Annotated in this window: 20 protein-coding genes and 1 pseudogene; 4 read left to right on the top strand and 17 right to left on the bottom strand. The window is 62.7% G+C overall.

Annotated features, from left to right (window positions below):
* Positions 1–185: 185 nt before the first annotated feature.
* The 12 genes from NYQ88_RS00610 to NYQ88_RS00665 form a co-directional block, all read right to left on the bottom strand.
* Complete coding sequence (locus NYQ88_RS00610) at positions 186–656, bottom strand: universal stress protein (protein WP_275653062.1); 471 nt, start codon at positions 654–656, stop codon at positions 186–188.
* A gap of 19 nt (positions 657–675) precedes the next feature.
* On the bottom strand, positions 676–1,707 hold the full coding sequence (gene trpS / locus NYQ88_RS00615) for a tryptophan--tRNA ligase (RefSeq protein WP_275653063.1): 1,032 nt from the start codon (positions 1,705–1,707) through the stop codon (positions 676–678).
* 66 nt (positions 1,708–1,773) lie between these two features.
* Positions 1,774–3,336, bottom strand: a complete 1,563-nt coding sequence (murJ, locus tag NYQ88_RS00620; RefSeq protein WP_275653064.1) for a murein biosynthesis integral membrane protein MurJ — start codon at positions 3,334–3,336, stop codon at positions 1,774–1,776.
* 246 nt (positions 3,337–3,582) lie between these two features.
* Positions 3,583–6,381, bottom strand: coding sequence for a [protein-PII] uridylyltransferase (locus tag NYQ88_RS00625; protein ID WP_275653065.1), 2,799 nt, complete (start codon positions 6,379–6,381; stop codon positions 3,583–3,585).
* Complete coding sequence (gene mutS, locus NYQ88_RS00630) at positions 6,362–9,076, bottom strand: DNA mismatch repair protein MutS (RefSeq protein WP_275653066.1); 2,715 nt, start codon at positions 9,074–9,076, stop codon at positions 6,362–6,364. The genes NYQ88_RS00625 and mutS overlap by 20 nt, the downstream gene beginning before the upstream one ends.
* 100 nt (positions 9,077–9,176) lie before the next feature.
* On the bottom strand, positions 9,177–10,001 hold the full coding sequence (locus NYQ88_RS00635) for a DUF2189 domain-containing protein (protein WP_275653067.1): 825 nt from the start codon (positions 9,999–10,001) through the stop codon (positions 9,177–9,179).
* A gap of 251 nt (positions 10,002–10,252) precedes the next feature.
* Positions 10,253–11,095: an NAD(P)-binding domain-containing protein gene (locus NYQ88_RS00640; RefSeq protein ID WP_275653068.1), complete on the bottom strand. Its 843-nt coding sequence runs from the start codon at positions 11,093–11,095 to the stop codon at positions 10,253–10,255.
* A gap of 98 nt (positions 11,096–11,193) precedes the next feature.
* Complete coding sequence (locus NYQ88_RS00645; protein WP_275653069.1) at positions 11,194–12,465, bottom strand: O-acetylhomoserine aminocarboxypropyltransferase/cysteine synthase family protein; 1,272 nt, start codon at positions 12,463–12,465, stop codon at positions 11,194–11,196.
* Between the two features lie 269 nt (positions 12,466–12,734).
* A complete protein-coding gene (locus NYQ88_RS00650; protein ID WP_275653070.1) occupies positions 12,735–14,372 on the bottom strand; it encodes a glycoside hydrolase family 43 protein in 1,638 nt (545 codons plus the stop codon).
* A gap of 170 nt (positions 14,373–14,542) precedes the next feature.
* A complete protein-coding gene (gene xylA / locus NYQ88_RS00655) occupies positions 14,543–15,850 on the bottom strand; it encodes a xylose isomerase (protein ID WP_275653071.1) in 1,308 nt (435 codons plus the stop codon).
* On the bottom strand, positions 15,847–17,310 hold the full coding sequence (gene xylB, locus NYQ88_RS00660) for a xylulokinase (RefSeq protein WP_275653072.1): 1,464 nt from the start codon (positions 17,308–17,310) through the stop codon (positions 15,847–15,849). Before xylB ends, xylA begins: the two co-directional genes overlap by 4 nt.
* An 89-nt stretch (positions 17,311–17,399) precedes the next feature.
* Positions 17,400–18,443, bottom strand: a complete 1,044-nt coding sequence (locus tag NYQ88_RS00665) for a LacI family DNA-binding transcriptional regulator (protein WP_275653073.1) — start codon at positions 18,441–18,443, stop codon at positions 17,400–17,402.
* 133 nt (positions 18,444–18,576) lie between these two features.
* Here NYQ88_RS00665 and NYQ88_RS00670 point away from each other — a divergent pair, with 133 nt between their 5' ends.
* Positions 18,577–19,590 carry an aldose epimerase family protein gene (locus NYQ88_RS00670; RefSeq protein ID WP_275653074.1) on the top strand — a complete coding sequence of 338 codons (1,014 nt, stop codon included), beginning with the start codon at positions 18,577–18,579 and terminating at the stop codon, positions 19,588–19,590.
* Positions 19,591–19,852: 262 nt separating this feature from the next.
* Positions 19,853–20,557, top strand: a complete 705-nt coding sequence (locus NYQ88_RS00675) for a YafY family protein (protein ID WP_275653075.1) — start codon at positions 19,853–19,855, stop codon at positions 20,555–20,557.
* Here the strand turns inward: NYQ88_RS00675 and NYQ88_RS00680 are convergent.
* Positions 20,554–21,960 carry a helix-turn-helix transcriptional regulator gene (locus NYQ88_RS00680; RefSeq protein ID WP_275653076.1) on the bottom strand — a complete coding sequence of 469 codons (1,407 nt, stop codon included), beginning with the start codon at positions 21,958–21,960 and terminating at the stop codon, positions 20,554–20,556. The genes NYQ88_RS00675 and NYQ88_RS00680 overlap by 4 nt on opposite strands.
* A gap of 145 nt (positions 21,961–22,105) precedes the next feature.
* Between NYQ88_RS00680 and NYQ88_RS00685 the strand changes: the two genes are divergently transcribed.
* A complete protein-coding gene (locus NYQ88_RS00685) occupies positions 22,106–22,333 on the top strand; it encodes a hypothetical protein (protein ID WP_275653077.1) in 228 nt (75 codons plus the stop codon).
* Between the two features lie 185 nt (positions 22,334–22,518).
* On the top strand, positions 22,519–23,814 hold the full coding sequence (gene aceA / locus NYQ88_RS00690) for an isocitrate lyase (RefSeq protein WP_275653078.1): 1,296 nt from the start codon (positions 22,519–22,521) through the stop codon (positions 23,812–23,814).
* A 50-nt stretch (positions 23,815–23,864) separates the two neighbouring features.
* Here the strand turns inward: aceA and NYQ88_RS00695 are convergent, their stop codons facing one another.
* The 4 genes and pseudogenes from NYQ88_RS00695 to NYQ88_RS00710 form a co-directional block, all read right to left on the bottom strand.
* A complete protein-coding gene (locus NYQ88_RS00695; protein WP_275653079.1) occupies positions 23,865–24,506 on the bottom strand; it encodes a DUF1294 domain-containing protein in 642 nt (213 codons plus the stop codon).
* 14 nt (positions 24,507–24,520) lie between these two features.
* Positions 24,521–24,973: an NUDIX domain-containing protein gene (locus tag NYQ88_RS00700; RefSeq protein WP_275653080.1), complete on the bottom strand. Its 453-nt coding sequence runs from the start codon at positions 24,971–24,973 to the stop codon at positions 24,521–24,523.
* Between the two features lie 22 nt (positions 24,974–24,995).
* Positions 24,996–25,520 (bottom strand): annotated as a pseudogene (locus tag NYQ88_RS00705) (ATP-binding protein); the annotation flags it as partial.
* Positions 25,521–26,025: 505 nt separating this feature from the next.
* Positions 26,026–26,795, bottom strand: a protein-coding gene (locus NYQ88_RS00710; RefSeq protein WP_275653081.1) for an IS5 family transposase whose coding sequence is annotated in 2 segments (ribosomal slippage) — positions 26,026–26,484 and positions 26,487–26,795 — 768 coding nt in all. Because the reading frame shifts where the segments join, the coding sequence is not laid out codon by codon here.
* Positions 26,796–26,949: the final 154 nt, after the last annotated feature.

Here is a 26,949-nt window from a genome sequence, read left to right on the forward strand (position 1 = left end):
TGCCGGGCTTGTCCCGGCAATCCAGTTTTTGGCGGCATGGACCACCGGGACAGGCCCGGTGGTGACGGTGGGGAGAGAGAGTGCGTGCTGCGGAGCAGCCGGGTCCTAGCCATTCGGCCATAGGCCTCATGGCCTGCTGACCTAAAATCGCTCCACCGGAGCGATTTTGCCGCGCAGCGGCACAGCTAGCAGATCGCGATAATCTCTTCGTCGGTCATGCGGCCAGGGACGATGGTCAGGGGGATCGGCAGGGCGTGGGTGCGGCTGGCGAAGTGGGTGACGAGCGGGCCCGGACCTTCGGTGGATTTGTTGGCGGCTAGCACCAGAATGGCGATGTCCTTGTCGGTGGCGATGACGGATTCGATCTGCTCGGCGCCGCTGCCCTCGCGGATGACCGATTCATAGCGGACATCACCGATCTCCTTGAGGCGGGCGAGGCGCTTGTCGAGATTGCGCTCGGCTTCCTCGACGGCTTCGGCGCGGAGCACTTCCTCAACGCCCATGCCGATGAACTCTGGCTTTTCGATCACTGACATCAGCACCACCGTGCCCCCCGTGCGCTTGACACGGAAGGCCGCGAAGGTGAGGGCGCGATCGCATTCTTCGGTTTCGTCGATGACGACCAGGAATTTGCGCTTGTATTCAGTATCGTACATGGCGCCCTCGGATCTGGGTTTAGCGGATGAAGCCGACGATGCGGCGGACTTCGCTCATGGTCTTTTCGGCAATCGCACCGGCGCGCTCGCCGCCATCGCGCAGCACGGCGTCGATAGTAGCCGGATCATCGAGGAGACGGCGCATTTCGCCGCTCATCGGGCCGAGCACCGACACAGCAAGCTCGGCCAGCGCCGGCTTGAACTTGCCCCAGCCAGCGCCGCCATATTCGGCCAGCACCTCGGCCTTGGTCTTGTCGGTGAGCGCGGCGTAGATGCCGACGAGATTGTCGGCTTCGGGACGGCCAGCAAGGCCTTCGACGGTTTCGGGCAGTTCGGCCGGGTCGGTGGTGGCCTTCTTGATCTTCTTGGCAATGGCATCGGCATCATCGAGCAGGGAAATGCGCGACTGGTCGGAAGGATCCGACTTGCTCATCTTCTTGGTGCCGTCGCGCAGGGACATGATGCGCGTGGCGGGACCGGCGATCAGCGGCTCGGTGATCGGGAAGAATTCGGGATCAAGGCCCTGCTCGGCGAGCGAGGCGGCATAGTCGTTGTTGAACTTGGCAGCGATGTCGCGCGTCAGCTCAAGGTGCTGCTTCTGGTCGTCACCGACCGGCACCTGGGTGGCCTTGTAGAGGAGAATGTCCGCGGCCATCAACGATGGATAGGCCAGGAGGCCCAGGGAGACGTTTTCGCTGTTCTTCCCGGCCTTGTCCTTGAACTGCGTCATGCGGTTCATCCAGCCAATGCGGGCGACGCAATTGAAGATCCAGGCCAGCTCGGCGTGCTGGACGACCTGCGACTGGTTGAAGACGATGGAGCGCTTGGGATCAACGCCAGCGGCGATGAAGGCGGCCGCGACTTCGCGCGTGGCGCGGCGCAGGGCTTCGGGCTCCTGCCACACCGTGATGGCATGCATATCGACCACGCAATAAATGGTCTCATGCGTGTCCTGCAGGGGCACGAAGCGGCGGATGGCGCCGAGGTAATTGCCCAGATGCAGATCGCCGGAAGGCTGGATGCCGGAAAAGACGCGAGGAGAAAAGGCCATGGATCTTTCGAAGTGCTGAGTGCGGAACGGCAGAGTTCTATACGCTGCCGCCGCGATTGGGAACCATCAGCGACGCCGGCGGAAGCGGGCGAGCAGCCCACCAAGACGCTGGGTGCCGCTGAAATGAATGAGGGTGAAGTAGAGCACGATGCCGTAGGCGACGAGCGAAAAGAGCACGACTGCCTGCCGCCAGAGCGGCATGCCGGAGGCGAGATGGGCGGCGCCGCGCTCGGCCAGGAAATAAAGGCTGAGACCCATGAGCGCGCTGATGGCGATGATCATGGTCTGGCCCCACCATTGGCTGCGGGGGACGGCGAAATGGCCGCGGAGGGCCAGCGCCACCGCCAGCATGAGGACATTGACCCAGGCCGAGGCGGCCGTGGCCAGAGCAATGCCGACATGGAAGAGGGTGGGGAAGAGCCAGAGCGAAATGGCGATGTTTACCGCAACGCTGATGGCAGCAAAGATGGTGGGGGTGACCGTATCCTCGCGGGCGAAAAAGCCCGGCTGGAGGACGCGAATAAGAACATAGGCGGGCAGGCCCGCGGCAAAGGCGACGAGGGCCTCGGCGGTGCGGGTGGTGGCGAAGGCATCGAAGGCGCCGCGTTCGAACAGCACCCGGACGATAGGCTCGGCGAGGCCCATCAGCGCGGCGGCGGCGGGAACGGTGAGCAGCATGGAGAGGAAGAGGGATTGTTCCTGGCTCCGCTTGGCCTCGACATCGCGGCCGCCCTTGAGGTGGCGGCTCAACTCGGGCAGCAGCACCGTGCCGATGGCAATGCCGATAATGCCGAGGGGCAATTGGTAGAGGCGGTCGGCATAGGCGAGGATGGAGATGGTGTCATCGGCGCCCGAGGCGATGATGGTGCCGACGAAAATGTTGATCTGGGTAATGCCGCCGGTGAGGATCGCCGGGATGGCCAGCACCCAGAAGCGCCGCACTTCTGGATCGAGCCGGGGGCGACGAAAATCGGGGCGGAAACCGGCCCGCTCGATGGCGGCCCAGACCAGCGCCAATTGGGCAATGCCGCCGCCCATAGTGGCCAGCGCCACCCAGATAGTCGCGTCTTCGGGCGACTGCACCCAGAAAGTGGCGAGCGGCACCAGCATGGCGATGTTGACGATGTTGAGCAGGACCGGCGCAAAGGCGGCGGCGAAGAATTTTCCGAGCGAATTGAGGATCGCGCCATAGGCCGCCATCAGCGACATGCAGGCGAGATAGGGGAACATGATCCGGGTGAGGAGGACCGTGAGGTCGAACTTTTCCTTGTCGTCGACGAAGCCGGGGACAAAGGCCACCATGATCTGGGGCATGAAGATTTCGACGACGATGGTCACGACGAGGAGCATGGCGACGAGCCAGCTCATGATGCGGGCGGCCAGCTCGCGCGCGCCGTCATCGCCCTGCTGCTCGAGCGCGCCAGAGAACATGGGCACGAAGGCGGTGTTGAACGCGCCCTCGGCGAAAAGGCGCCGGAAGAGATTGGGGAAGCGGAAGGCGGCGTTGAAGGCGTCGGCCACCGGGCCCACCCCGAGCACGGCGGCCATCAGCGCATCGCGGACAAAACCGGCAAGGCGGGAGACAATGGTCCAGCTGCCGACCGAGACGAAGTTTTTGAGAAGACTCATGGGTGGGCGCGGCTGGTTTTGGGAGAGGAGAGACCCCCACCCTCAATCCCTCCCCACGAGGGGGAGGGAGGCAGGGCGGTGTTGGTGGAGGGTTTGGTGTGCAGTGGCAACAAGGGAGCACCCCCACCTAGCCTCCCCCAGGAGGAGGGGGAGGGACGGATCGGGGATGGGGAGAGGATGGTGGTCAGCCACTGATGGGCTCCTCCCCCTATCAGGGGGAGGGTGGGTGGGGGTAATGCCCACGACCTAGCCATTGGCGGCTTTCTTGTCTTCGGTGGGGTTTTCGAACACTGCGAGCAGGGCGTCGTGGATCTTCTTCTGCCGCTGTTTCACGTGAATCTTCTGGCCTGTGAGGTCGGTAACGTAGAAAACGTCGACTGCCTTTTCGCCATAGGTGCCGATATGGGCGGAGCCGATGGTGAGGTTGAGGTCGGAGATTTCACGGGTGAGCGCGTAGAGGAGGCCGATGCGGTCGAGGCCGGACACCTCGATGACGGTGAACTTTTCCGAGATGGCGTTGGAGACCGAGACCTGCGCGGGCAGGGCGAAGGGTTTGAGGCGCTTGTTGTGGCGGCTCTGCTTGCCCGTGTCGATGAGGACGGTGCGCTTGCCCTGGAGCAGTTGCTTGACCGTATCGATGATGCGGGTGGCGCGGACTTTTTCGTCCTCGTCGGAGGTGAAGCTGCGGCGGAGGCGGAAAGTGTCGATGGCGCGGCCGTCGCGGGTGGAAAAAATCTGCGCGCCGATGATGGAGGCATCCTGCATGGTGCAGGCGCCGGCGATGAGGGAAAGCAGGCGCGGGTGGTCGGGCGTATAGAAGCTGACCTCGGTAATGCCTTCAAACGCCTTGACGCGGATGGAGCCGGCAAAGGGCTGGTCGGCATCGTCGGCGTGGCGGATCATGCGGGCGTGTTCAAGCTGCAGTTCGGGCTCGGCGCGCAGCCAGTAATGGTCGTAGTGGCGCGCGAGATAGGTTTCCACCGCTTCGGCGGGCCATTTTTCGAGGGCGGCGGCGAGGGTCTGGCGGGCGGCGTGGACGCGGTCGAAATGGCTGACCTGGCTATGGCCGCCCGAGAGCAGGGGCTCGGTGGCGTAGTAAAGGGCGCGCAGGAGCGAGCCCTTCCATCCGGTCCAGGTGCCGGGGCCGACGGCGCGGATATCGCAGGCGGTGAGGATCATCAAAAGCGCCAGGCGCTGCGGAGACTGGACGATATCGGCAAAGGCTTTTGCCGTTTCCGGATCCTGGATGTCGCGGGCCTGAGCGATCTCGCTCATCAGCAAATGATATTCGATGAGCCAGGCGACGGTGTCGGTTTCAGCCGGCGTCAGGCCGAGACGGGGACAGAATTTGCGGGCGATGCGGGCGCCGGCGGTCGAGTGATCCTCGGGGCGGCCCTTGGCAATGTCATGGAGGAAGAGCGCGACATAGAGCAGGCGCGTGTCGTTGAGCTGGGGCAGCAGCTCATGGGTCAGCGGCAGTTCATCGCGCAGACCGCCATTGGCGATATCGGCCATGCAGCCGACCGAGCGGATGAGATGCTCGTCCACCGTATAGTGGTGGTACATGTTGAACTGCATCAGGGCGACGATCTTGCCGAAATCGAGCACGAACTTGCCCAGCACGCCGCTCTCATTCATCTGCCGGAGCATGCGCTCGACATAGAGCGGGCTGGTCAGAATGGTGAGGAAATAGCCATTGGCCTTGGCGTCGTTGCGCAGGCGATTGTCGATCAGGTGCAGCGAATGGCGGATGTGCTTGATGGCGTCGGGGTGGAAGAGCAGCTCTTCGCGACCGGCGACCATGAACATCTTGATCAGGTTGACCGGGTCTTTCTCGAAAACATCGGCGGCGGCGATATTGAGTCGGCCGGTGTCGAGGATGAAATCCGGCTCGCCCTTGATCTTGTTCTTGCCCGAGCGGAACGGCGCGAGCACACGGCCGACGAGATCGAGATCCTTGGCGTGGTTGAACTCGAGGCTTGCGCAGATGATGCGGGTGAGGTCACCGACATCCTTGGCGACGAGGAAATAGCGCTTCATGAAGCGCTCGACCCCGAGCATGCCGAGGCGCTCGGCATAGCCCATGCGGCGGGCGAGATCGGGCTGGACGTCGAAGGTCAGCTTTTCCTCGGCGCGGGCGGTGACGTAATGGAGGTGGCAGCGCACTGCCCAGAGGAAATCCTCGGCGCGGGAGAAGAGGCGATATTCGGCGGCGGTGAGGACACCCTTGCCGACCAGCTCCTGGCTGGTCTTGACCTGGTAAAAATACTTGCCGATCCAGAAGAGGGTATTGAGGTCGCGCAGGCCTCCCTTGCCGTCCTTGATATTGGGCTCGACCACGTAGCGGGTATTGCCCATCTGCTTGTGGCGCTCGTCGCGCTCGGCCATTTTGGCGGCAATGAATTCCGGGCCCGTCTTGGGCATGATCTCGGTTTCAAAGCGGGTGACGAGCTGATCGAAGAGGTTCTTGTCGCCGGTGAGGAAACGGGCTTCCAGCGTGGCGGTGCGCACGGTCATGTCGGCGCGCGCCATGCGGATGCACTCATCGACAGAGCGGACGGCGTGGCCGACCTTCTGGCCGAGGTCCCAGAGCATATAGAGGATATATTCGGTGACCTGCTCGCCCCAGGGGGTCTGCTTGTAGGGCAGGATGAAGAGGAGGTCGATGTCCGAACCCGGCGCCAGCGTGCCGCGGCCATAGCCGCCCACGGCCGAGAGCGCGATGGCCTCCGCGCCGGAAGGGTTGTCGACCGGATAGACGCGCGTCGTGGCAAACAGATAGACGGCGCGAATAATCTCGTCCTGGGCGGCGGAGAGATTTTGCGCGCAGCGCGTGCCCTTGCTGGTGGCGATCAGTTCGGCCTCGGCGCCAACGCGGGCCTCGGCGAGGGTCTGGCGCATATGGGCCAGCACCAGGGCGCGGGCCGCCGGCGATTTGGCAGGCTGGTCGGCCACAAGGGCATCGAGTTCGGCAAGAAGGGCCGAGGCGCTCCTGAGCGCGAATTGGGCTTTTCGCGGCTTGGCCTCAGCGTCGGCGAGCATCATCACGGATTTTCTTCAACTCGTAGAGCGTATCGATGGCTTGCTTGGGGGTCATTTCGTCTGGGCGAATGGCGTCGAGCGCCTCGAGCACAGGGTCCTTGCTGGCGACAGCCGGGGCAGGCTGGTGGGCAAAGAGCGGTAGATCATCTAGCACGCTCGCCTTCTGGCTGGAAGAGGCGGTGCCGGCCGAACGCTGCTCGAGGACATCAAGAACCTGTTTGGCACGGGCGATGACCGGCTCGGGCAGGCCGGCGAGGCGCGCCACCTGAATGCCATAGGAGCGATCGGCAGCGCCGGGCCCGACTTCGTGGAGGAAGACGACCTCGCCCTCCCACTCGCGCACCTTCATGGTGACATTGGCGACGCGGGTGAGGGTTTTGGCCAGCGAGGTCAGTTCGTGAAAATGCGTCGCAAAGAGCGCCCGGCAACCGGTGGTTTCGTGCAGCGCTTCGACCGCCGCCCAGGCGATGGAGAGGCCGTCAAACGTGGCGGTGCCCCGGCCGATCTCGTCGAGCACGACCAGGCTGCGGCGGGTGGCGCGATTGAGAATGGCAGCGGTTTCGACCATTTCGACCATGAAGGTCGAGCGCCCATGGGCGATGTCGTCGGAAGCGCCGACGCGGGAAAAGAGACGGTCCACCACCCCTATATGGGCACTATCGGCGGGAACGAAAGAGCCCATCTGCGCGAGGATAGCAATGAGGGCGTTCTGGCGGAGGAAGGTGGATTTACCGCCCATGTTGGGGCCGGTGACCAGCCAGAGCTTTCCGCCGCCGATATCGTCGGCGCCCGAGAGATCAGCGTCATTGGCGACGAAGGCATGGCCCTCGGCCTTGACCATGGTTTCGACCACCGGGTGACGGCCGCCAAGAATGGCGAAGGCGAGGCTGTCATCGACCTGGGGGCGGCAATAGCCGCGCGTGGCGGCGATTTCGGCCAGGGATGCGGTGACGTCGAGCTCGGCGAGGCTGTCGGCGAGATGCTGTAGCCGCACGGTCTCGATGAGTGCGGCTTCGCGCAGCTGGGCGAAAATGGTGTGCTCGATTTCGAGCGCGGCATCCTGGGCCCGGGCAATGCGCCCTTCGAGCTCGGCCAGTTCGGTGGTGGTGAAGCGCATCGCGTTGGCCAGCGTCTGGCGATGGATGAAAATCTCGCGATGCGGCGCTTCGAGCAGTTTCTGGCCGTGGCTGGCGGGGACTTCGACGAAGAAGCCGAGGACGCCATTGTGCTTGATTTTTAGCGACCGCACATCGGTTTCGTCCATCAACCGGGCCTGGAGCGCGGCGACGACGGCGCGGGTTTCCGAGCCGAGCGCGCGCTCTTCATCGAGTTTTGCGTTGTAGCCGGCGCGGACGAAACCGCCGTCGCGAGTGAGGAGCGGCAGATCATCGGCTAGCGCGAGGGCAAATTCACTGGTGAGGGGGCGCGGAGCGGCGGCGAGCGTTTGGGCAAGGCCGGACAGCACGGCGGGCAGATCGGAGACTTGTGCGAGTTTTTCGCCCAGCGCCAAGGCCACCCCCACCGCCTTGCCGATCGCGGCGAGATCGCGCGGACCGCCGCGCTCGAGCGCAAGGCGGGAAAGGGCGCGGGCGAGATCGGGCACGGATTTGAGTTCGGTGCGCAACTTTGCGCGCAGGATCGTGTCGTCGACGAGGCGGGACACCGCATCGAGCCGCGCATTGATGGCGGCGGCATCGCGCAGCGGCGCGGCAAGACGATTGGCGAGAAGACGCGCGCCGGGGGCGGTGACCGTCAGGTCTATGGCGTGGCGCAGCGAGTTTTTGGACTGGCCGCGCTGGGTCTGGAGGATTTCAAGGCTTTGGCGCGTCGCCGCATCGATGGCTATGACGGCATCGGCGGCATCGAGGAGGGGCGGGCGGAGCGGGGCGGGGCGGCCCTTTTGGCTCTGATCGACATAGGCGAGGAGCGCGCCAAGCGCTGCCCGACCGGCGCGGGAAAGGGCGGAAGGATCAAACACATCAGCGGCGAAGGCGCGCCTGATATGGTCGAGCGCCAGTTCGCTATCGGCGGCTTCGGGCGGGGCAATCGATGCAATCTCGGCCCAGGAGGGCGCAAAGAGATGCCGCTCGATAAGGGTTTCGCGCGTGCGCTCGGTGAGGAGCAACTCAGCCGGGGCGATGCGGGCGAGTTCATCGGAGAGGCGATCAGCGGAGAGATCGGCGACGAAGGTTTCGCCGGTGGAAATATCGGCCCAGGCGAGGGCGAAGTCGGTATCGCCATGGCGCACCATGGAGAGGGCGGCCAGATAATTGGCGCTCCGGGCGTCGAGATGATCGTCCTCGGTCAATGTGCCGGGGGTGACGAGGCGGACGACATCGCGGCGCACGACGGATTTGCTGCCGCGCTTCTTGGCTTCGGCGGGGTCTTCCATCTGCTCGCAGACGGCGACGCGATGGCCGAGGCGAATGAGCTTGTTGAGATAATCATTGGCCGCGTGGATGGGCACGCCGCACATGGAAATATCTTCGCCCAAATGCTTGCCGCGCTTGGTGAGCACAATGCCGAGGGCGGCGCTGGCGATTTCGGCATCCTCGAAGAAGAGCTCGTAGAAATCGCCCATGCGGTAGAACAGGAGATAACCGGGGTTGACCGCCTTGATCTCGAAAAACTGCGCCATCATCGGCGTCAGCGCCGCAGGCGCGGGGCTGGAGGCGGCCTCCAAAGGGGTCTGATCCATGTGCTCGGGCGGTTCGGGGCTAAAAAAGAAGCCCCGACCCTAAGGCCAACGCGTTAAAAATCCAACCGGTCGCGTGGACAGCGGAATGCGGCGTTTTGCATCAAGCCGTCGGGGCTTGGCGAATATGGGAGGCCGGTTCGACCAAGAGGCGATAGAGATGCCAGGTGGCGTGGCCGAGGATGGGCAGGACCACCGCAAGGCCGACAAACAGCAGCAGCGAGCCGACAAAGACGGACAGCCCGACGATCAGCCCCCAGGCGAGCATGGGGATCGGGTTGCGCAGCACAGCGCGAATGGAGGTTTCCACCGCCACATAGGCGCCGACATCGCGATCGAGCAGGAGTGGGAAGGCGATGACCGTGGTGCAGAGCACGATGAGCGCATAGACGCCGCCGAGCAGGGAGCCGCCGAGAAGGAGGGTCATGCCGCCGGGTTCGTTGAAGATCTGGGCGAGAAGGCCATTGAAGGTGTTGGGCGGGGAGGAGCCGAAGAGGTTTTCGTAGAGCGCCTGGGCGCTGGTGAGCCAGAGGGTGAAGAGCACGAGCAGCATGATACCGAGCGCGATGATCGAGCCGATGGCGGGGGAGCGCAGCACGTTCATCGCCTCCCCCCAGGTGGTTTCGAGACCCTTTTCGCGGCGGCGCGAGACTTCATAAAGCGGCAGGGCGGCGATGGGGCCGACAAGGGCGAAGCCGCCGATCAGCGGATAAAGCAGGGACCAAGTGTAGTAGCCGTTCATCCACATGGCGAGGACGATGCCGACAATGGGGTAGATGAGGACCAGCAGCACATAATGGCTGGGCTTTTCCCAGAAATCGGCAGCGCCCCGGCGCAACGCGGTGAACAGATCGGCGATACTTATGGTGCGGATGATGGGCATGTCCAGCTTGTCGCCGGAGCCGCTCATGACATGCAGATTGGCCATAGTCGTTTCCCTCCAGAAGCGGAGGTCGCTGACCCTGGCAGGCGCTCCCCAAACATGCGCGTTACGCAGAACCTGCGACCGCTAACAGGGGATCAGTGTAGTTGGGGTTTTTGGGGGTGTCTTGGGGGTTCAGGGAGATGTGATCGGGGGGAGGGTGGTGACGGCACAGTTGTAACTGCACCGATTCGTGGAGCTGCCATTCGCGAGCGGCAGAGGGACGCCGGATAACACGGCGCCCCAAAGCTGGCGGTCTACACCGCGTTCGCTTGTCGGTTCGCAGCGATGATTTTCTCGTGGGTGGGGTTTGCACCCAGTTTGGCGAACATTTCAGGGAGACGGTCGCGCTTGACAATAGCGGCGCCTATTTGTGCGGCAGCCAGCGCATCCCGTGTCTCTGCAGCATTCCAGTCGCAACAATAAACCGGAGTGGATGGCTGCTGACGCCAGCTCTCCTCAAGAGTGCCGGCGTCTACAGCGTCAAAACCAACCTCTTCGACAATTTCCATTGCGATGCGCTTATGCGCTGCGTCATCGCCAGCGACGGCAATTGCCAGTCGATCGGGCGCACCCGGGGAGCGGCCGAGCTCAGCAAGCGAGTAAGCCAGGATGTTGTTGAAAGCCTTGATGACTGGCCGGCCAAGCTGCTGGGAAACCCAAACGCTCTCAACCATCCCGGCGTCGATCTCGGGAATTCGGGGATCACGCATGTCCGGGTAGTAATTGCCCGTGTCGATGACGGGAATTGTCGATGGCACGCTGTCGATGACCGTCTTTATCTTGGAGATTGCGGGGAACGGGATCGAGAGGATCACCACATCCGCCCCGTCGACTGCACCCTGGGCGTCTGCAGGCGTGGCGCCAATCTCTCCGGCGAAATCTTTCACAGCAACTGCGCCCTTGGAGTTGGCAACGAGCACTTCGTGTCCGTTCGCAGCGAGCTTACGGGCAAGCGTGCTGCCGATGTGGCCTATGCCGATGATGCCGATCTTCATGCGCCTGATCCTAATTGGTTGCGTGCTGCCTGAAGTGGGAATAGGTGACGGATTTGGCAAGAACCCACCAAAAAGTGGGTCGCATCCGCTGGAGGTGAGCATGCGGTCCGAGGACGACTGGGAACGATAGACCCTCAAAATCAATGAGCCCCCAGATCATGTGATCCGAGGGCTCCATTAAATCAGTGCTGCAAACCCAATCAGACCTTGGCAAGCGCCTGATCGATATCCGCTATGATATCATCGACATGTTCGATGCCGACCGAAATGCGGACGAGGTCTTCGGAGACGCCGGCTTTTTTCAGTTCTTCGGGGGAGAGCTGGCGGTGGGTGGTGGAGGCCGGGTGGGTGGCGAGGGACTTGGCGTCGCCGATATTGACGAGTCGCAAAATCATCTGCAGCGCATCGATGAAGCGGCCGCCGGCTTCCTTGCCGCCTTCGATGCCGAAGGACAGGATGCCTGAACCCGAACCCTTGGAGATCTTCTTGGCGACAGCGTTATAGGGGCTGTCTTCGAGGCCGGCATAATTGACCCACTGCACCTTTGGATGCGCCTGCAAGTGCTTGGCAACCTTGAGGGCGTTTTCGGTGTGGCGCTCCATGCGGAGGCCGAGGGTTTCGAGACCCTGCAGGATGAGGAAGGCATTGTGCGGGGAGATGGCGGCGCCGGTATTGCGCAGCGGGGCGACGCGGGCGCGGCCGATATAGGCTGCGGGGCCAAGCGCCTCGGTATAGACGACGCCGTGATAGGACGGATCGGGCTCGTTGAGGATCGGGAAGCGTGCTGCGTTGGCCTTCCAGTCGAACTTGCCCGAATCCACGATGATGCCGCCGATGGCGACGCCGTGGCCGCCGATATATTTGGTCAGCGAGTGGACAACGATGTCGGCACCGAAATCAAACGGGCGGGTGAGGTAGGGGGTCGCGACGGTGTTGTCGACGATGACCGGCACGCCATGGCGATGGGCGATCTCGGCGATCTTTTCGATGTCGACGACATTGCCGGCCGGATTGCCGATGGATTCGAGGAAGACGGCCTTGGTGTTCTCGTCGATGGCCTTTTCAAAACCCTCGTAATCGTCGTGGGAGACGAGACGGGTTTCGATGCCCTGGCGGGGGAAGGCGTGGACGAAGAGATTATAGGTGCCGCCATACAGCTGGGAGATGGAGATGATGTTATCGCCAACGCCGGCAATGGTCTGGATGGCATAGGTGATGGCGGCCATGCCGGAGGCGAGGGCCAGAGCGGCGATGCCGCCTTCCATTTCGGCGACGCGCGCTTCGAGAACCGCCTGGGTGGGGTTCATGATACGGGTATAGATATTGCCCGGGACCTTCAGGTCAAACAGGTCAGCGCCGTGCTGGGTGTTGTCGAAGGTGTAGGACGTGGTCTGGTAGATTGGAACGGCCGCGGCCTTGGTGGTGGCTTCGGACGTGTATCCGTGGTGCAGGGCGATGGATTCGAGTTTCATGACGAGGCTCCCAATGGGTTGGCCATAAACTCCTCAATCGCCAAGTTAAAGACAAGCCGGGGAAGGGGCAGAACGTCCTCTCTGGGGGCAATGTTTTGGAACGATATTTTATTTTGGGGGCAGGGAGGTGACGCCAGGGCTCTCGCAGAACCGCCACCCGGCCTCCCCCTGGGAGGGGGAGAGGTTGGGCCGGTGGCGGGGCAAGGAGGTGCCACAAGCTGGGTTTGTCCCTCCCCCTTTTTCAGGGGGACGTTAGGTGGGGGTAGCAGCTATTGCAGGCTGTCGATCTCGTAGCGGTCGGATGGGTCGTGCTGGGGCCGGTAGACAAAATAATCGAAATCGGCGGGGCTGGCGGTGCCGTTGAGGTCGTGGGCGGCGACGCCGACGAAGGCTCCGGTAAAACTGCCATGGGCCTGGTGGCCACCGCATTCGTCCGAGAGGATCGAGGCATCGAGCACCGGGCCGATGGGCTGCAGTTCCTGGCCCTCGAGGGCGTAGAAGAACTGCAGGTTTCGACCGCGGATGGTGAGGGCCAGCCGGACCTTGCCCTCATCGGGGATCTGCACCGGGGCGGCCGGGAAGCGCATGTTGCCGTCGGGCCAGGAGACTTCCGAGGACATGATCAGCAGCTCGCGCTGGCCGTCAGAATGGGCTGTGACCGCGAGGTAGAAAAAGTTGTAGCGGCTGTAATAGGCCGTTAGGCCCGCCATGGTGCGCTCGTCGGTGGGCTTGAAGTCCACGACCGTCTCGGCGTCATAGGAGAAATGGGTCTGGCGACGGGCGACCAGGGATTGCTCGAACCACGAGCCGATGGATTCGCGGCCAAAGAGGCGCAGCTTGCCCTCCTGGGTCGAGAAGATGCGCTCGGTCTCCGGGGTGCGCAGCCACTGGAAATCGAGGGGCAGGCCATTTTCAAAAGTATAGCGCTGCTCGGCCCAGTATTTGGCCTCGTCGCGCGTGCCCGGAACTTCGACATGAAGGGACGGAACAGGCCCGTGTTTCGCGTGAATCCAGTCATCATCGCCCCAATAGGCCTCCTGGATAGAGGTCTCGCGGCCAAGCACGCAGCGGCGTTCCTGGGTGGTTGGGCGGCCGCCGAGATGGACGAGATAAGTCTTGCCATCGGGCGTCTCGACAAGGTCGCCATGGCCGGCGCGCTGAATGGCAGCGAGGGGCGCGTCTTTGGAGGTCAGGATATATTTATCCGGATGGGTCTGGTAGGGCCCGTCGATATTGCGCGAGCGAGCGAAGGTGCAGGCATGGTCATAGGCCGTGCCACCTTCGGCGGTCAGCAGATAATACCAGGGCTTTCCGTCCTTGCCGTTGCGCTTGTAAAGGTGCGGGCCTTCGACCAGCTCGAGATCGGTGCCCTGATAGATGTTCTTGATCGGGCCGACGAGTTTGCCGAGCTCGGGATCGAACTGCTGGAGCGCAATGCCGGCGAAGAGCAGGGGGCGGCGGCGGTGGTCCCAGGTCATGTTGACGAACCACTTCTTGCCGTCGTCATCATGGAAGAGGGAGGGGTCAAAGCCTGAGCTATTGGCGTAGATCGGATCAGACCAGGGGCCCTCAATGTTCTCGGCCCAGACGATGTAATTATGCGCGTCCTTGAACGAGCCATCCTTCCGCTTGACGTCGGTATAGACCAGCCAGAATTTTTCGCCGTCATGGGTGAGGCAGGGGGCCCAGACGCCGCAGCTGTCGGGATCGCCGCGCATGTCGAGCTGGGTTTTCCGGTTGAGCGGACGGGTGACGAGCTCCCAATTGGCCAGGTCCTTTGAGTGGTGGATCTGAACGCCCGGGAACCACTCGAAGGTGGAGGTGGCGATGTAATAATCCTCGCCGACGCGGAGGATGGACGGATCCGGATTGAAGCCGGGCAGGATGGGATTGGTGATTTGCGGCATGAGCGTTCGGCTCCATAGCCCTCTCCCCTTGAGGGAGAGGGTGCCCGAAGGGCGGGTGAGGGGTTTTCGCCGCGCGCGCTGCGCGAGCGATGAAATCGCAGACCCCTCATCCGTCGGCTGCGCCGACACCTTCTCCCTCAAGGGGAGAAGGGGGTTCCGCGCTTGGGTGATCAGACGAAGCGGTTGACCAGGTTTTCGAGATATTCCTGGCGGCCGGAACGCGGCTGGGGGTTGATGTTGTCGGTGGCGACCTTGGCGGCGATGTCGGCGAGCGAGAGCTTGCCGCCGAGGATGTCCTTGCCGAGGCCATTGTCCCAACCGGCGTAGCGATCGTCGAGCAGCTTGTCGAACTCACCATCTTCAATGAGGGCAACGGCGCCCTTGAGGCCGCGGGCGAGGGTATCGAGACCGCCGATGTGACCATGGAGCAGATCGGCCGGATCGAGCGACTGGCGACGGACCTTGGCGTCGAAATTGAAGCCGCCCTTGCCCAGACCGCCCTGCTTCAAGATGTAGTAGAAGGCGAGCGCCATTTCCCCCGCATTATTGGGGAAGTGGTCGGTGTCCCAGCCGGACTGCAAATCGTTGCGGTTGGCGTCGACCGAGCCGAGCATGCCCAGCGAAGAGGCAACAGCCAGCTCGTGTTCGAAGGAGTGGCCTGCGAGGAAGGCGTGGCCGACCTCGATATTGCACTTCACCTTCTTTTCGAGGCCGTACTTCTGGAGGAAGCCAAAGACCGTGGCGACGTCGTAGTCGTACTGGTGCTTGGATGGTTCCTGCGGCTTGGGTTCGATGAGGATCTGGCCGGTGAAGCCGATCTTTTCGGCATGCTCGATGACGAGGTGCAGGAAGCGGGCCATCTGGTCCTGCTCTTGCCCGATCTTGGTGTTGAGGAGGGTTTCGTAGCCCTCGCGGCCGCCCCAGAGCACATAGTTCTCGCCGCCCAGTTCATGGGTCAGCTCGAGCACGGATTTTACCTGACCGGCGGCATAGGCGAAGACTTCCGGATCGGGATTTGTGGCGGCGCCGGCCATGTAGCGCCGGTTCGAGAAGAGGTTGGCCGTGCCCCAGAGGAGCTTCTTGCCGGACTTTTGCATGTTGGCGGCAATGATATTGCCGATGATGCGCAGGTTCTTGTTGCTCTCTTCAAGCGTTGCGCCTTCAGGAGCGACGTCGACGTCGTGGAAGGCGAAGAAGGGCACGTCGATGAGATCGAAGAACTCGAAGGCGACTTCAGCCTTGAGCTTGGCGCCATCGAGACCCTTGTCGAACCACGGGCGATCGAACGTACGGCCGCCGAAGGGGTCGCCGCCTTCCTGGGCAAAAGTGTGCCAATAGGCGATGGCCGGGCGGATATGGTCTTCCATCCGCTTGCCGGCGATCACTTCGTCCTTGTTGTAGTGGCGATAGGCGAGCGGGTTCTTGCTCTCGGTGCCTTCAAACTTGACCTGCGACAGGCCCTTAAAAAAGTCGCTCACGAAATTGCCTCCTCAATGGCGGGGTAGAGTGCGCGGTAGCGCGCATATTGATCGGAATAGGCGGCCGACAGGGATGTGTCGGGCGCGATAATTGTCTTGATGGGCGGCATGGCCATGACATCGGCGGGCTTGGCGCCGGTGGCGGCGCAGAGGCCGAGGCGGGCGGCGCCGAGCGCGCCACCGAAATCACCGTCCTCGGGGAGGGCGATTTCCATGTCGAGATTGGTCGCCAGCATCTTCAACCAAAGGGCGGATTTTGAACCGCCGCCCACCGCCAGGAGGCGATTGATGGAGGTACCGGCATCGGCGAGGACGCGCTGGCAATCACGCATGGCGAAGGTGACACCTTCCATGACGGCCTGGGCCAGCTGGGCGCTGTCGGTGGACTGGCTGAGACCGACAAAGGAGCCGCGGGCATTGGCATTGTTGTGCGGAGTGCGCTCACCCGAGAGATAGGGCAGGAAGATCGCTTCGCCCGGACCGGCAAACTGGGCCTCGGCTTCGCCTGCGAGCTCGGCCTGCTTCTTGCCGGTGATGCGGGAGAGCCAGTTCAGCGAATCGGTCGCCGAAAGGATGACGCCCATCTGGTGCCAGGTATCGGGAATGGCGTGGCAGAAGGCGTGGACGGCGCCGTGGGTATTGGGGCTGAACTTTTCGTTGGAGACGAAAAGCACGCCTGACGTGCCGAGGGAGACAAAGCCCTCGCCGGGACGGATGGCGCCGATGCCACAGGCGGCCGCCGCATTGTCGCCCGCGCCACCGGCGACGACGACGGTGCCCGACATCCCCCAGCGGGAGACGAATTCGGGCTTGAGCTGCGCCGAGACGGCAGAGCCTTCCACCAGACGCGGCATGTGCCCGCGGGTGAGGCCGGTGACGCCGAGCAATTCGTCCGACCAGTCGCGCTTGGCGACGTCGAGCCAGAGCGTGCCGGCGGCGTCGGACATGTCTTCGACGTGCTCGCCGGTGAGCAGCAGGCGGACGTAAGCCTTGGGCAGCAGCACCTTGGCGATTTTGTCGTAGATGGCCGGCTCGTGCTTGCGGACCCAGGCGATTTTTGGCGCGGTGAAGCCGGGCATGGCGATATTGCCGGCGAGATCGCGCAGATTGGGGAGCGCGGCTTCCATTTCCCCGCATTCGGCGGAAGAGCGGCCGTCATTCCAGAGGATGCAGGGGCGCAGCACCTCGTCATTGGCATCGAGAAGCGTCGCGCCATGCATGTGGCCGGAGAGGCCAATACCGCGCACATCGGCGAGCTCGGTCGGGTGGCTTTGCTTGAGCTTGTCGATGGCGCCGAGGGTGGCAGTCCACCAATCAGCGGGATTTTGTTCCGACCAGCCCGGATGGGGGCGGACCGGCTCGACGGCGGGCGCGGAGGCTTCGCCGATGGCGCGGCCGTTGTCGTCGATGAGCAGAGCCTTGACCCCGGACGTGCCGATATCGATGCCGAGGAAGGTCATGAGGCACGTACCTCAGAAATGATCAAAAGCAACATCAGCTCCTCCTCCTGCCCAATTTTGGGCCGCCCATGTTTTGATTGGACGTTTGTTTAGCGCAGATTGTCGCGCAGGAAAATCCCAATTTCAATGGGGTCGCTGGCAAGGGGCCGCGGCGTCGACAAGGCAAGGGACCGTGCGGCGGCAATCACCTCCCGGATTTCGCCATCCGGGTTCTGGTCGAGGACCACGTCGATGGCGCTGGATTTGAGGCCAGCGCGGGTGGGGCCGGTCAATTCGTGCGCGATGACGCGAATGCTCCGGGCGCGACCGGATTTTTCGAGCGCCGCGACGAGCCCGGCATTGCCAGCGCCGAGATTGTATAGGCCTGAAAGATCTGGGTGTTTCGCGAGAATGTCGGCGACCAGGGTCTCGGTTTCCGCGCCGTCGTCATGCCCCTCAAACGGGCCGATCGGGTCGACGCCCGAAAATTCCGCGCCGAGAACTTGGGAAAATCCCTCAAAGCGCTCCTTGTGATCGCGAAGGTGGAGGGAACCGGCGATAACGGCCACCTTGCCACCGGCGGGCAGGAAGCGTCCGAGCAGGGAGGCTGCCGTACGGCCGGCTGCAACATTGTCGATGCCGATGAAGTGGCGCCGACCGGAGCCGGGCAGGTCGGACACCAGCGTCATCACCACGATACCCCGGCGCGTAGCCGAATCGACGGCAGCGACAATGGCCGGGTCTTCGCTGGCGACGATGACGGCGCAGTCGCAGCTTTGCGGGGAAAGGCGATCGAGCTCGCGGGCGAGGGCCCCGGCATCAAGGGCGCGGACGCGCTGGGTGGAGATGTGGATGCGGTCGGAATTGGCCTGCGGCGCGCGACGCCCCACCGCATCGGCGAGGCTGTCCATGAATTCATTGGCGCTGTCGGGGATGAAGAACAGGATCGACAGATCCCGCGCCCGGGCCATCAGCGAGGCATTGAGATCGCGCGAAAATCCGAGGCTGGCAATGGCCTCCTCGACCTTTTCAGCCGTGGCGGCGCGCACCCCGGGGCGACCATTGAGGACACGGTCCACCGTGGCCAGGGACACGCCGGCAGAGCGCGCTACATCATGCACCGTCACCCGGCGCCGGACTGCCTCGTCGTCCACTCTGCCCCCCAGTTTTATCATTTCCAACAGACGCACAGTTCCCGAGCCCTGGCACAAAGGTCAAGTGCGGCGTTGCCCGAGAGGGGCAAATAGGGCTAGACCTGCCCGCCAGAAATTGCGAGAGGGCAAGCGGATGGCGATTGCGGTATCTACCTTCGGCGAGCATGGCGGCAAGCGCGTCGACCAGTTTCGTCTGGTCAGCGACACTGGCGTAACCGTCGATATCATCGGCTATGGCGTGGCCGTGCGGGACTGGCGCGTGCCGGTGGCGGGCGGCGAGCGGAGCGTGGTGCTCGGCTTTGACAGTTTTGAGCCCTATCCGCTGCACAGCCCGCATTTCGGCTCGCTGGCCGGACGCGTTGCCAATCGCATCAAGGATGCCTCGTTCGAGATCGACGGCGTCACCTATAAGCTGCCGCCCAATGCGGGCGATCTGCAGCTGCATGGCGGCACCGAGGGCCTTGGCCGACAGGTGTGGTCGGGGCAGGCGGACAGCGCCAATAACGCCGTGCGCTTCACCCATTTTTCGCCCGACGGCGCAATGGGTTACCCCGGTAATGTGAATTTTGCTGCGACCTATACGCTGCTGGGCAACAAGCTGCGGCTGGAGCTCAGCGCAACGACCGACCGCGCCACGCCGATCAGCCTCGTGCAGCACCAATATTTCAATCTCGGCACCACCGACGACGTGCTCGATCACTCGATCCAGGTCAATTCGAGCGCCTATACGCTGCTTGGCGACGATCTGGCGCCGACCGGCGCGATCCTGCCTTCGCGCGGCACGAAATATGATCTGCGCACGGCGCGGACCATGCGCGACGCAGAAGGCCAGCCGGTCGATTATGATATTGGCATGGTGCTCGACAGCGGTCGCAAGACCAGCGATCCGATTGCCACGGTTGTGTCGCCGGACAAGGACCTCACCCTCAAGATCTGGAGCGATCGGCCGGGCGTGCAGGTCTATAACAGCGTCTGGACCGACATTCCGGTGCCGGGGTTGGGTGGCAAGACCTATGGCCGCTTCTCGGGCCTTTGCCTCGAGGACCAGAACCTGGCCGACGCGCTGCACAATCCGCATTTCCCCAACATCATCCACACGCCGGACCGGCCCTACAGCCATTGGTGCGAGATCGAGATCGCGGAATAGGGGGAGTATCCCCTCCTACCTAGCCATTCGAGCATAGCTCTCATGGCCTTCTTGCCTAAAATTGCTCTTCAGGAGCAATTTTGCCTGCCCGGCGCGAAGCCCCTGACAAGGGGGAGGGATCTGCCGGCGGCTCCCCAATTTTCGTGACACACTCGATTTGTTCCTCCCCCTGACAGGGGGAGGATAGGTGGGGGTTTGGGCGATCGCCCATAGACCTAAGGTGCTGAATTTGGCACCCTCTCCGTCCTCCGGAGGAAGCGCGATGGACAAGACCGAGCGGCTTTTTGCCATCATGGACGCGCTGCGGCGCCATCGCCGGCCGATCACGGCGGCGGCACTGGCCGAGGAGCAGGGCGTTTCCGTGCGCACGCTCTATCGCGATATCCAGACGCTGATCGGGCTCGGCGCGCCGATCGATGGCGAGGCGGGGATCGGCTATATGCTGAAGCCCGGATTTTTCCTCCCGCCGCTGATGTTTTCCCCCGAAGAGCTGGAAGCCCTGGTGCTCGGCGCGCGCTGGGTGGAAGCCCAGCCGGACGACCAGCTGGGTGCAGCTGCTCGCAATGCACTGGCAAAAATCGCCACCGCATCACCCGAGGATCTGCGCGACCGGATCAGCGATACGGCACTGTGGCCGGTGGCGGTGTGGGGCAAGCGCAAGCCGATCCCGGTGCTGAGCGATATCAGGCTGGCCATGCGGCAGGAAAAGGCCGTGCGCATCGACTATGAAGACGAACAGGGGCGCGTTTCGAGCCGCACCATCTGGCCGGTGGGCATCGCCTTTTACGAGGGCAAGCAGACCATTTCCGCCTGGTGTTGCCTGCGGGAAGATTTTCGCAATTTCAGGACCGACCGGATTGTGTGCCTGACCCTTACCGAAGAGCGCTATGGCAAGCGCCGCGCCGTGCTGGAGCGCGAATGGCGCGAGAGCTGGGAACGGGATGCCCAGCACATGCAGGCCGGCTAACCCATTCTTGCATAAATGCTTTCTGGACGGATGGTCTCGTCGAGACGGAAGCGGTGATCGGCCGGCGGATGGGCGCGGCTTGAGCATTCGAGGCGTGGACAGATGCGGCAGCCGGTGCCGATGGGCACGATCTGCTGCTCGCTGGTGAGATCGACGCCTTCGGAATAAATCATCTCCCTGGCGTGGTGGATGGCGCAGCCCAGCCCGATGGAGAGATGCCGACGCGGGGCATTGTAGCGATAGTCCCCCTTGGTGATGGTGCGGGCGATGCAGAAATAGCGCTGGCCATCGGGCATCTGGCTGATCTGCACATTGATGCGGTCGGGCGCGAGGAAAGCGGCATAGATATTCCAGCGCGGGCAGGCTCCCGAATGGCGCGGGATGTGAATGCCCGAGAGCGAAAAGCGCTTTGAAATGTTTCCTGCAATATCGGTGCGCACCAGGTGGAGCGGAATGCCCGAAGCGCCCTTGCGCTGCAGCGTGGTCATGCGATGGCAGACCTGCTCGAAACTGGCGCCAAACCGCCGACCGACGCGATCGATATCATAGCGATGATCGCGGCAGGCTTTCAGAAATGGCTCATAAGGCATGAGCAGGGCGGCGGCGAAATAGGACGAGAGCACGTTTCGCGCCAAAGCCGGGGCGTCGCCCTCGGGCAGATTGGCCGCCTCAATGACGGCTGCGATTTCGGCACTGGCGGCCAGCGTGCCGATTTGTTGGGCGAGCAGGAAAGACGCGGTCTCACCAGGCAGGAGGTCGGACACCAGCAGATGCCGGCGCGCCGAATCGAGCTGGCGCGCCACGCCATGGGGCAGGGAGGCCAGACGGGTTTCGAGCCCGAAGACGTTGAAAAGATAGGTTCTTATGCCGGTTTCAAAACTATCGCCGGAATTGTCTATGTCGATGCGGACGCGTTCCGCGGCTTCCTCGAGGATGGGAAAATGATTGGCATTGGCCTGGAGGAAATCGGAGATGGCATCGGTGGCGAGGTGGAAGGGTTCCGCCTCACCTTGCACCGGGCGCGGAGTTTCTTCGCCTGTCAGGTTTTTGTAGCGGTCATAGAGCTTTAACACTGCTCGCGCTGCCGCCGGATTGGCGTGCGCTAGGTCACGGATCTCGAGATTGGTGAGGTCACTGTCGGCAAAGAGATCGTCGCCGAAAATCTCCATGAGATCACCGACCAGCCGACCTTCATCGCTGTCGACCAGCTCGCCCGGCTCGACGCCAAAATAGCCCGCGATGGAAAACAACAGCGGCACCGTCACCTTGCGGCGATTGTGCTCGATGAGATTGAGGTAGCTTGGCGAAATGCCCAGCGCGGCAGCGAGGTCGGCCTGGTTGAGATGCCGAACGCGGCGCAAGCGCTTGATGCGCCCGCCGATCTGGCTTGCCGATGCCTCCATTCCGACCTCCCGAACTTTACACGCTTTACATTCATGACAGTACCGATTGACAGGCGCTTTACAGCTTTACAGCCGCTTTTGTCGTTAGTTCTTGCATAGAGAGCGCAGATGTCAAATCTTTACATCAACGACGAGGAGACATTCGATGAACAGCGATATCGCTCAACGCGACGAGTACATCACCATCATTGCCCCGACTGCGCAGGAGGCCATGGCGCAGTTCAAGGCCCGCGGTCTTGATGATCAGGGTTTCACCATTGCCGGGCGCATTGGCCGCCATCAGTTCACCCTGGTGGGCGCGGAAGAAGCGCAGGAATTGTTTTCCGGCGCCGGCATGATTGCAGCGACTTTCAGCCGTCGGGTTTCGGCTTAGGGCAGGGGGCCGCGTGTGATGGCACGAGCCTACCACCCCCACCCTTGATCCCTCCCCACAAGGGGGAGGGAGACGACTGCACCAATTTGCACCCCTAAAATCCGTGTTCCACGTGAATCACCCAGAAAACTGCCAGAACCTGCTGCGGCGGGACCGGCGGAGCCATGCCTCAAGAGGAGAAAAGCATGCTCGACAAGCCCCACAAGCCCGAAAGCTTCCCGACGCCGGACTACGCGCCGGATCGCTGGCGCACTATTTCGCGCAACTATACGCCCGCCGATGTGCGCCGGCTGGCCGGGTCCCTGCCCATCCGGCATACGCTGGCCGAAAATGGCGCCAAACGTCTTTGGGAACTGCTGCACACAGAAGATTTCGTGCCGACGCTGGGCACGTTTACCGGCAACCAGGCGGTGCAGCAGGTCAAGGCCGGCCTGAAAGCCATTTATCTTTCCGGCTGGCAAGTGGCAGCGGACGCGAACACCTCGGGCAATATGTATCCGGATCAGTCGCTTTACCCGGTGGACAGCGTTCCTTCCGTGGTCAAGCGCATCAACAAGGCCCTGCAGCGCGCCGACCAGATCCAGACCATGGAAAAGGCCGACGGCATTGCCACCACCGATCACGATTTCTTCGTGCCCATCATTGCCGACGCCGAAGCCGGTTTTGGCGGCGCGCTCAATGTGTTCGAGCTGATGAAGGCGATGATCGAGTCCGGCGCAGCGGCGGTGCATTTTGAGGATCAGCTGGCGAGCGAGAAGAAGTGCGGGCATCTCGGTGGGAAGGTGCTGGTTCCCACCGCGCAATTTGTCAAGACGCTGAATGTCGCCCGTCTCGCGGCGGACGTATTGGGCGTTCCGACGTTGATCATGGCCCGTACGGACGCGGAAGCTGCACGGCTGATCACCTCGGATATCGACGAATATGATCGCCCCTTCGTCACCGGCGAGCGCACGGCTGAAGGCTTTTATCGGCTCAAGGGCGGTATTGACTGCGCCATTGCCCGTGGTCTGGCTTATGCGCCCTATGCCGACCTCATCTGGTGCGAAACGTCGACGCCGGACCTGGCAGAAGCGCGCAAATTCGCCGAAGCGATTCGCAAGGAATATCCGGAGCAGATGCTCGCCTATAATTGCTCGCCGAGCTTTAACTGGGCCAAGCATATGGGCGAGGCGGAAATGGAAAAGTTCCAGCGCGAGCTGGGCGCCATGGGCTACAAATACCAGTTCATCACGCTGGCGGGCTTTCACAATCTCAGCCTCACCACGTTCGAGCTGGCGCGCAGCTACAAGGAACGTGGCATGGCCGGCTACTCGGCGCTGCAGCAGGCCGAATTTGCCGCCGAAAAACACGGTTTCTCGGCCGTTCGCCACCAGCGCGAAGTGGGGACGAGCTATTTCGATGCCGTGTCGATGACCGTGAGCGAAGGCCAGAGCGCCACCACGGCGATGGCCGACTCCACCGAAACCGCACAATTTCACTGAAATCCGGGCAGAACCTCCCTCGGATTCACGTGAAACACCAGCGCCCTGGGCTAAGCCAAGCCCAGGGCGTTCGCTATTGGCGCGATATCGATCCAACCGAGCATGACGGCCAGCAGAAAGGCGAGGTGCAGCAGCGCAATTGCCGCTGTGATCCCCGCAAATCCGGATTTTCGGGTCTTGTGGCGGAGGAGTATCTGCCCGGCGAGGCCCCCGACAATGCCGAAGGCCAGATCAAAACCATGCAGCGTTGCCTCGCTGGTGCGCCACTTGCCGGCCTCGGCCGCGCGCTTGTCGACCCAGTAGGAGATGAAGGTCACGAGAGCCATCATCCCATAGGCGGCCAAGAGCCAAAGGGGGACCGGGCCGAGCAACCAGCCGATTGTGATAAGACCAACAAAGGCCGCAGCGAGGGGCAAGCGCCACTCGGAAAGGGCCTGCGGGCGCGGCGCCGCCATTGGCCGGGCAGGGCGGACAATGGGCTTTGTCGCGCCCGAAAGACGGACCGACGCGGCCTGGATGCGCCCATCGGAGCCCTTCTTGGGAACGAAATCAACGCGATCACCCAAGGCCGGACGCCGCTTGCGCCTGCCGACTTCGCTGATGTGGACGAAATAGCGCTCGCCGTCATCCGCCGCGATGAAACCGAAGCCGCGCTCGTCGTTCCACTCCACCACTGTGCCGAGAAGTGCCAAGGTCGCGTGCTCCTTCAGAAGATCGAGGTTCGCAGGGGCAGTTTTATGGGGGCGGGAAAACCGGTGTGCCGATCCTCCCAGAAGCGGTCGCGCAGGATTTCGGGGAACACATGACCTTTGGGCAGAGTGTTCTGGCCGAACCAGCCGGCCTCGCTGATCGCCTCGCCTGATGCGGGATTTCTGGTGACGTCGATCTCGCCCGAAACGTATTCGGCCAGGAACCAGAATTTTACGACCCGGCCCCAGCCGTCGACCAGCTCATCGATATAGGCGAGGGACGAGGTGGCGACGCGCAACCGGGTTTCCTCGAAAGCCTCGCGCTCGGCGGCCTCGGCCAGCTCCTCACTGCCTTCAACGCCACCGCCGGGACCGGCCCAAAAATCGTGTTTGCCGGGCCGGAAATGGCGCACCAGCAGGATTTCATCGCCGCGCATGGCAAGGACGCCGGCGGAAATTCGGTGCTTCATGGAAAATTCCTGGCTTGGATCGTCAATTGCCGAAATTGAGGCGGTAGCCCAGCGCTTCGGCGATGTGGGGGCGGGCCACCTTATCGACGCCGGCCAGATCGGCCAAGGTGCGCGCCACCTTGAGCACACGGTGATAGGCGCGGGCCGAGAGATTGAAGCGATTGGCGGCCTGCATGAGGAGGGCCTGGCTCTCGACGTCGGGATTGACGATTTTTTCAATGAGGGTTGGCCCGGCGGCAGCATTGGTGAGGATGTCGGGGTGACCGGCCTCGGCGTAGCGCAGGCGCTGGCGTTCCCTTGCCCTTGCCACGCGTTCGGCGACGACGCTGGAGGCTTCGGCATGGTCGGACGGTCCAATCATGTCGGCTGCGGAGACTGCTGGAACGTCGATACGAATATCGATGCGGTCGAGGAAGGGTCCCGAGACGCGGGACTGATAATCATCGGCGCAGGCGGCACCGCGCTTGCAGGTGTGGCCCGGTGTGCCGGCGAGGCCGCATTTGCAGGGGTTCATGGCCGCTATCAGCTGGAAACGGCTGGGATAAGCCATTATCTCGAGCAGGCCGACGAGGTAGTTCGCCATCAACTCGATCTCGCCATCAACAAGGACGGATTTCAGCCTTAGGCGACAGAATTCCGAGATCATCCGAGGGTCAGGGACCGGGTCTTTGGCAACAGTATCCTCCTTGATGTAGAGGGTTGCCCATTGGACGAGTCACCGCCTTTGGCAAGACGAACTTCGAGAGAACAATTAGACTTTCCCCAACCACACCGTGGGTGGCTATGCGCTCCAACAGATCGTTTTCTCTGAGCATAAACTTCATATCAGCTACCGGAAGATGACCTGCTCTCGCCATCAATTGGTATCGGGCAAGAGCCGCCTGGGGCATTTCAATTCTCTTGTCAGCTTGCTCGTTGTCCATGCTACCCCCACCCGGATCCCAACGCCTCCACCGCACACGGAAGGCCCCTAGGAGCCACAGAGAAGGTCGCTGACGGCTGTTTATGACACGCAGCTACCCGAGCACCCGGAGCGAGCCAAACTTAGCTAACTAGGTTGTGTGGACAAAGTGTCTGACCCACAACCGGATCGACGCGACGAGAACGAAGCCGAGGAATCTATCGGCGGTTTTGTCGTATCGCGTGGCTAAGCGGCGGCTGTGCTTGAGCTTGGAGAAGCATCGCTCGACGAGGTTTCTCAAGGCATAGATATGGCCGTCGATAACGGACTGAACCTTGCGGTTTCGTTTGGCCGGAATGACAGCGGCCACGCCGCGGGCCTCCAGGTCAGCCAGGATGAAGTCGGCGTCGTATCCCTTGTCGGCGAGCAGCACGCAGGGTCTCGGACCGGGCTGGTCCATGATCGGCACGTAGCCTTTCACGTCGGAGACCTGTCCGCCGCTCAGCGTGACCGCGACAGGGAGGCCGAGAGCGTTGCTGCGGAGATGGATCTTGGTCGAGAAACCACCACGAGAGCGGCCAAGACTTTGGTCCGCATCCCCTTTTTTAGCGCGCCGGCGGCGTGCTGATGGGCGCGGATGATGGTAGAGTCGATCATCTGAACGCTATCGTTACCCGCTCCCGTCTCGTTCAAGGCCTCCAGCATCACATCCCAGATCCCCGCCTGCGTCCAACGCCGGAACTGGCGATAGACTGAGTTCCATGGGCCAAAATGGCTGTGCAGATCCCGCCAGGCGGTTCCCGTGCGGGCTATCCAGAACACCCCATCCAGCACCAGCCGATGATCACGCGGCCGCCGACCTCGTCTCGGACCCTTCTCCACCACGAACGGTTCGAAGAAGGCCCACTCTGCATCTGACATCAAACCCCGAACCAACGCTGCTCTCCGCAAAGAACAGCATTGAATCAGCGATTAGCTGATTTGGGAATCCACTTCGTCCACACCGCCTAGAAACGGGCCACTTGACCTCAACCCGTAAATTCATTTGGATGATCTTATCGGTTGGGGGGCATCC

Origin of the sequence: Devosia sp. SD17-2, from assembly GCF_029201565.1 — a bacterium.
GTDB lineage: Bacteria > Pseudomonadota > Alphaproteobacteria > Rhizobiales > Devosiaceae > Devosia.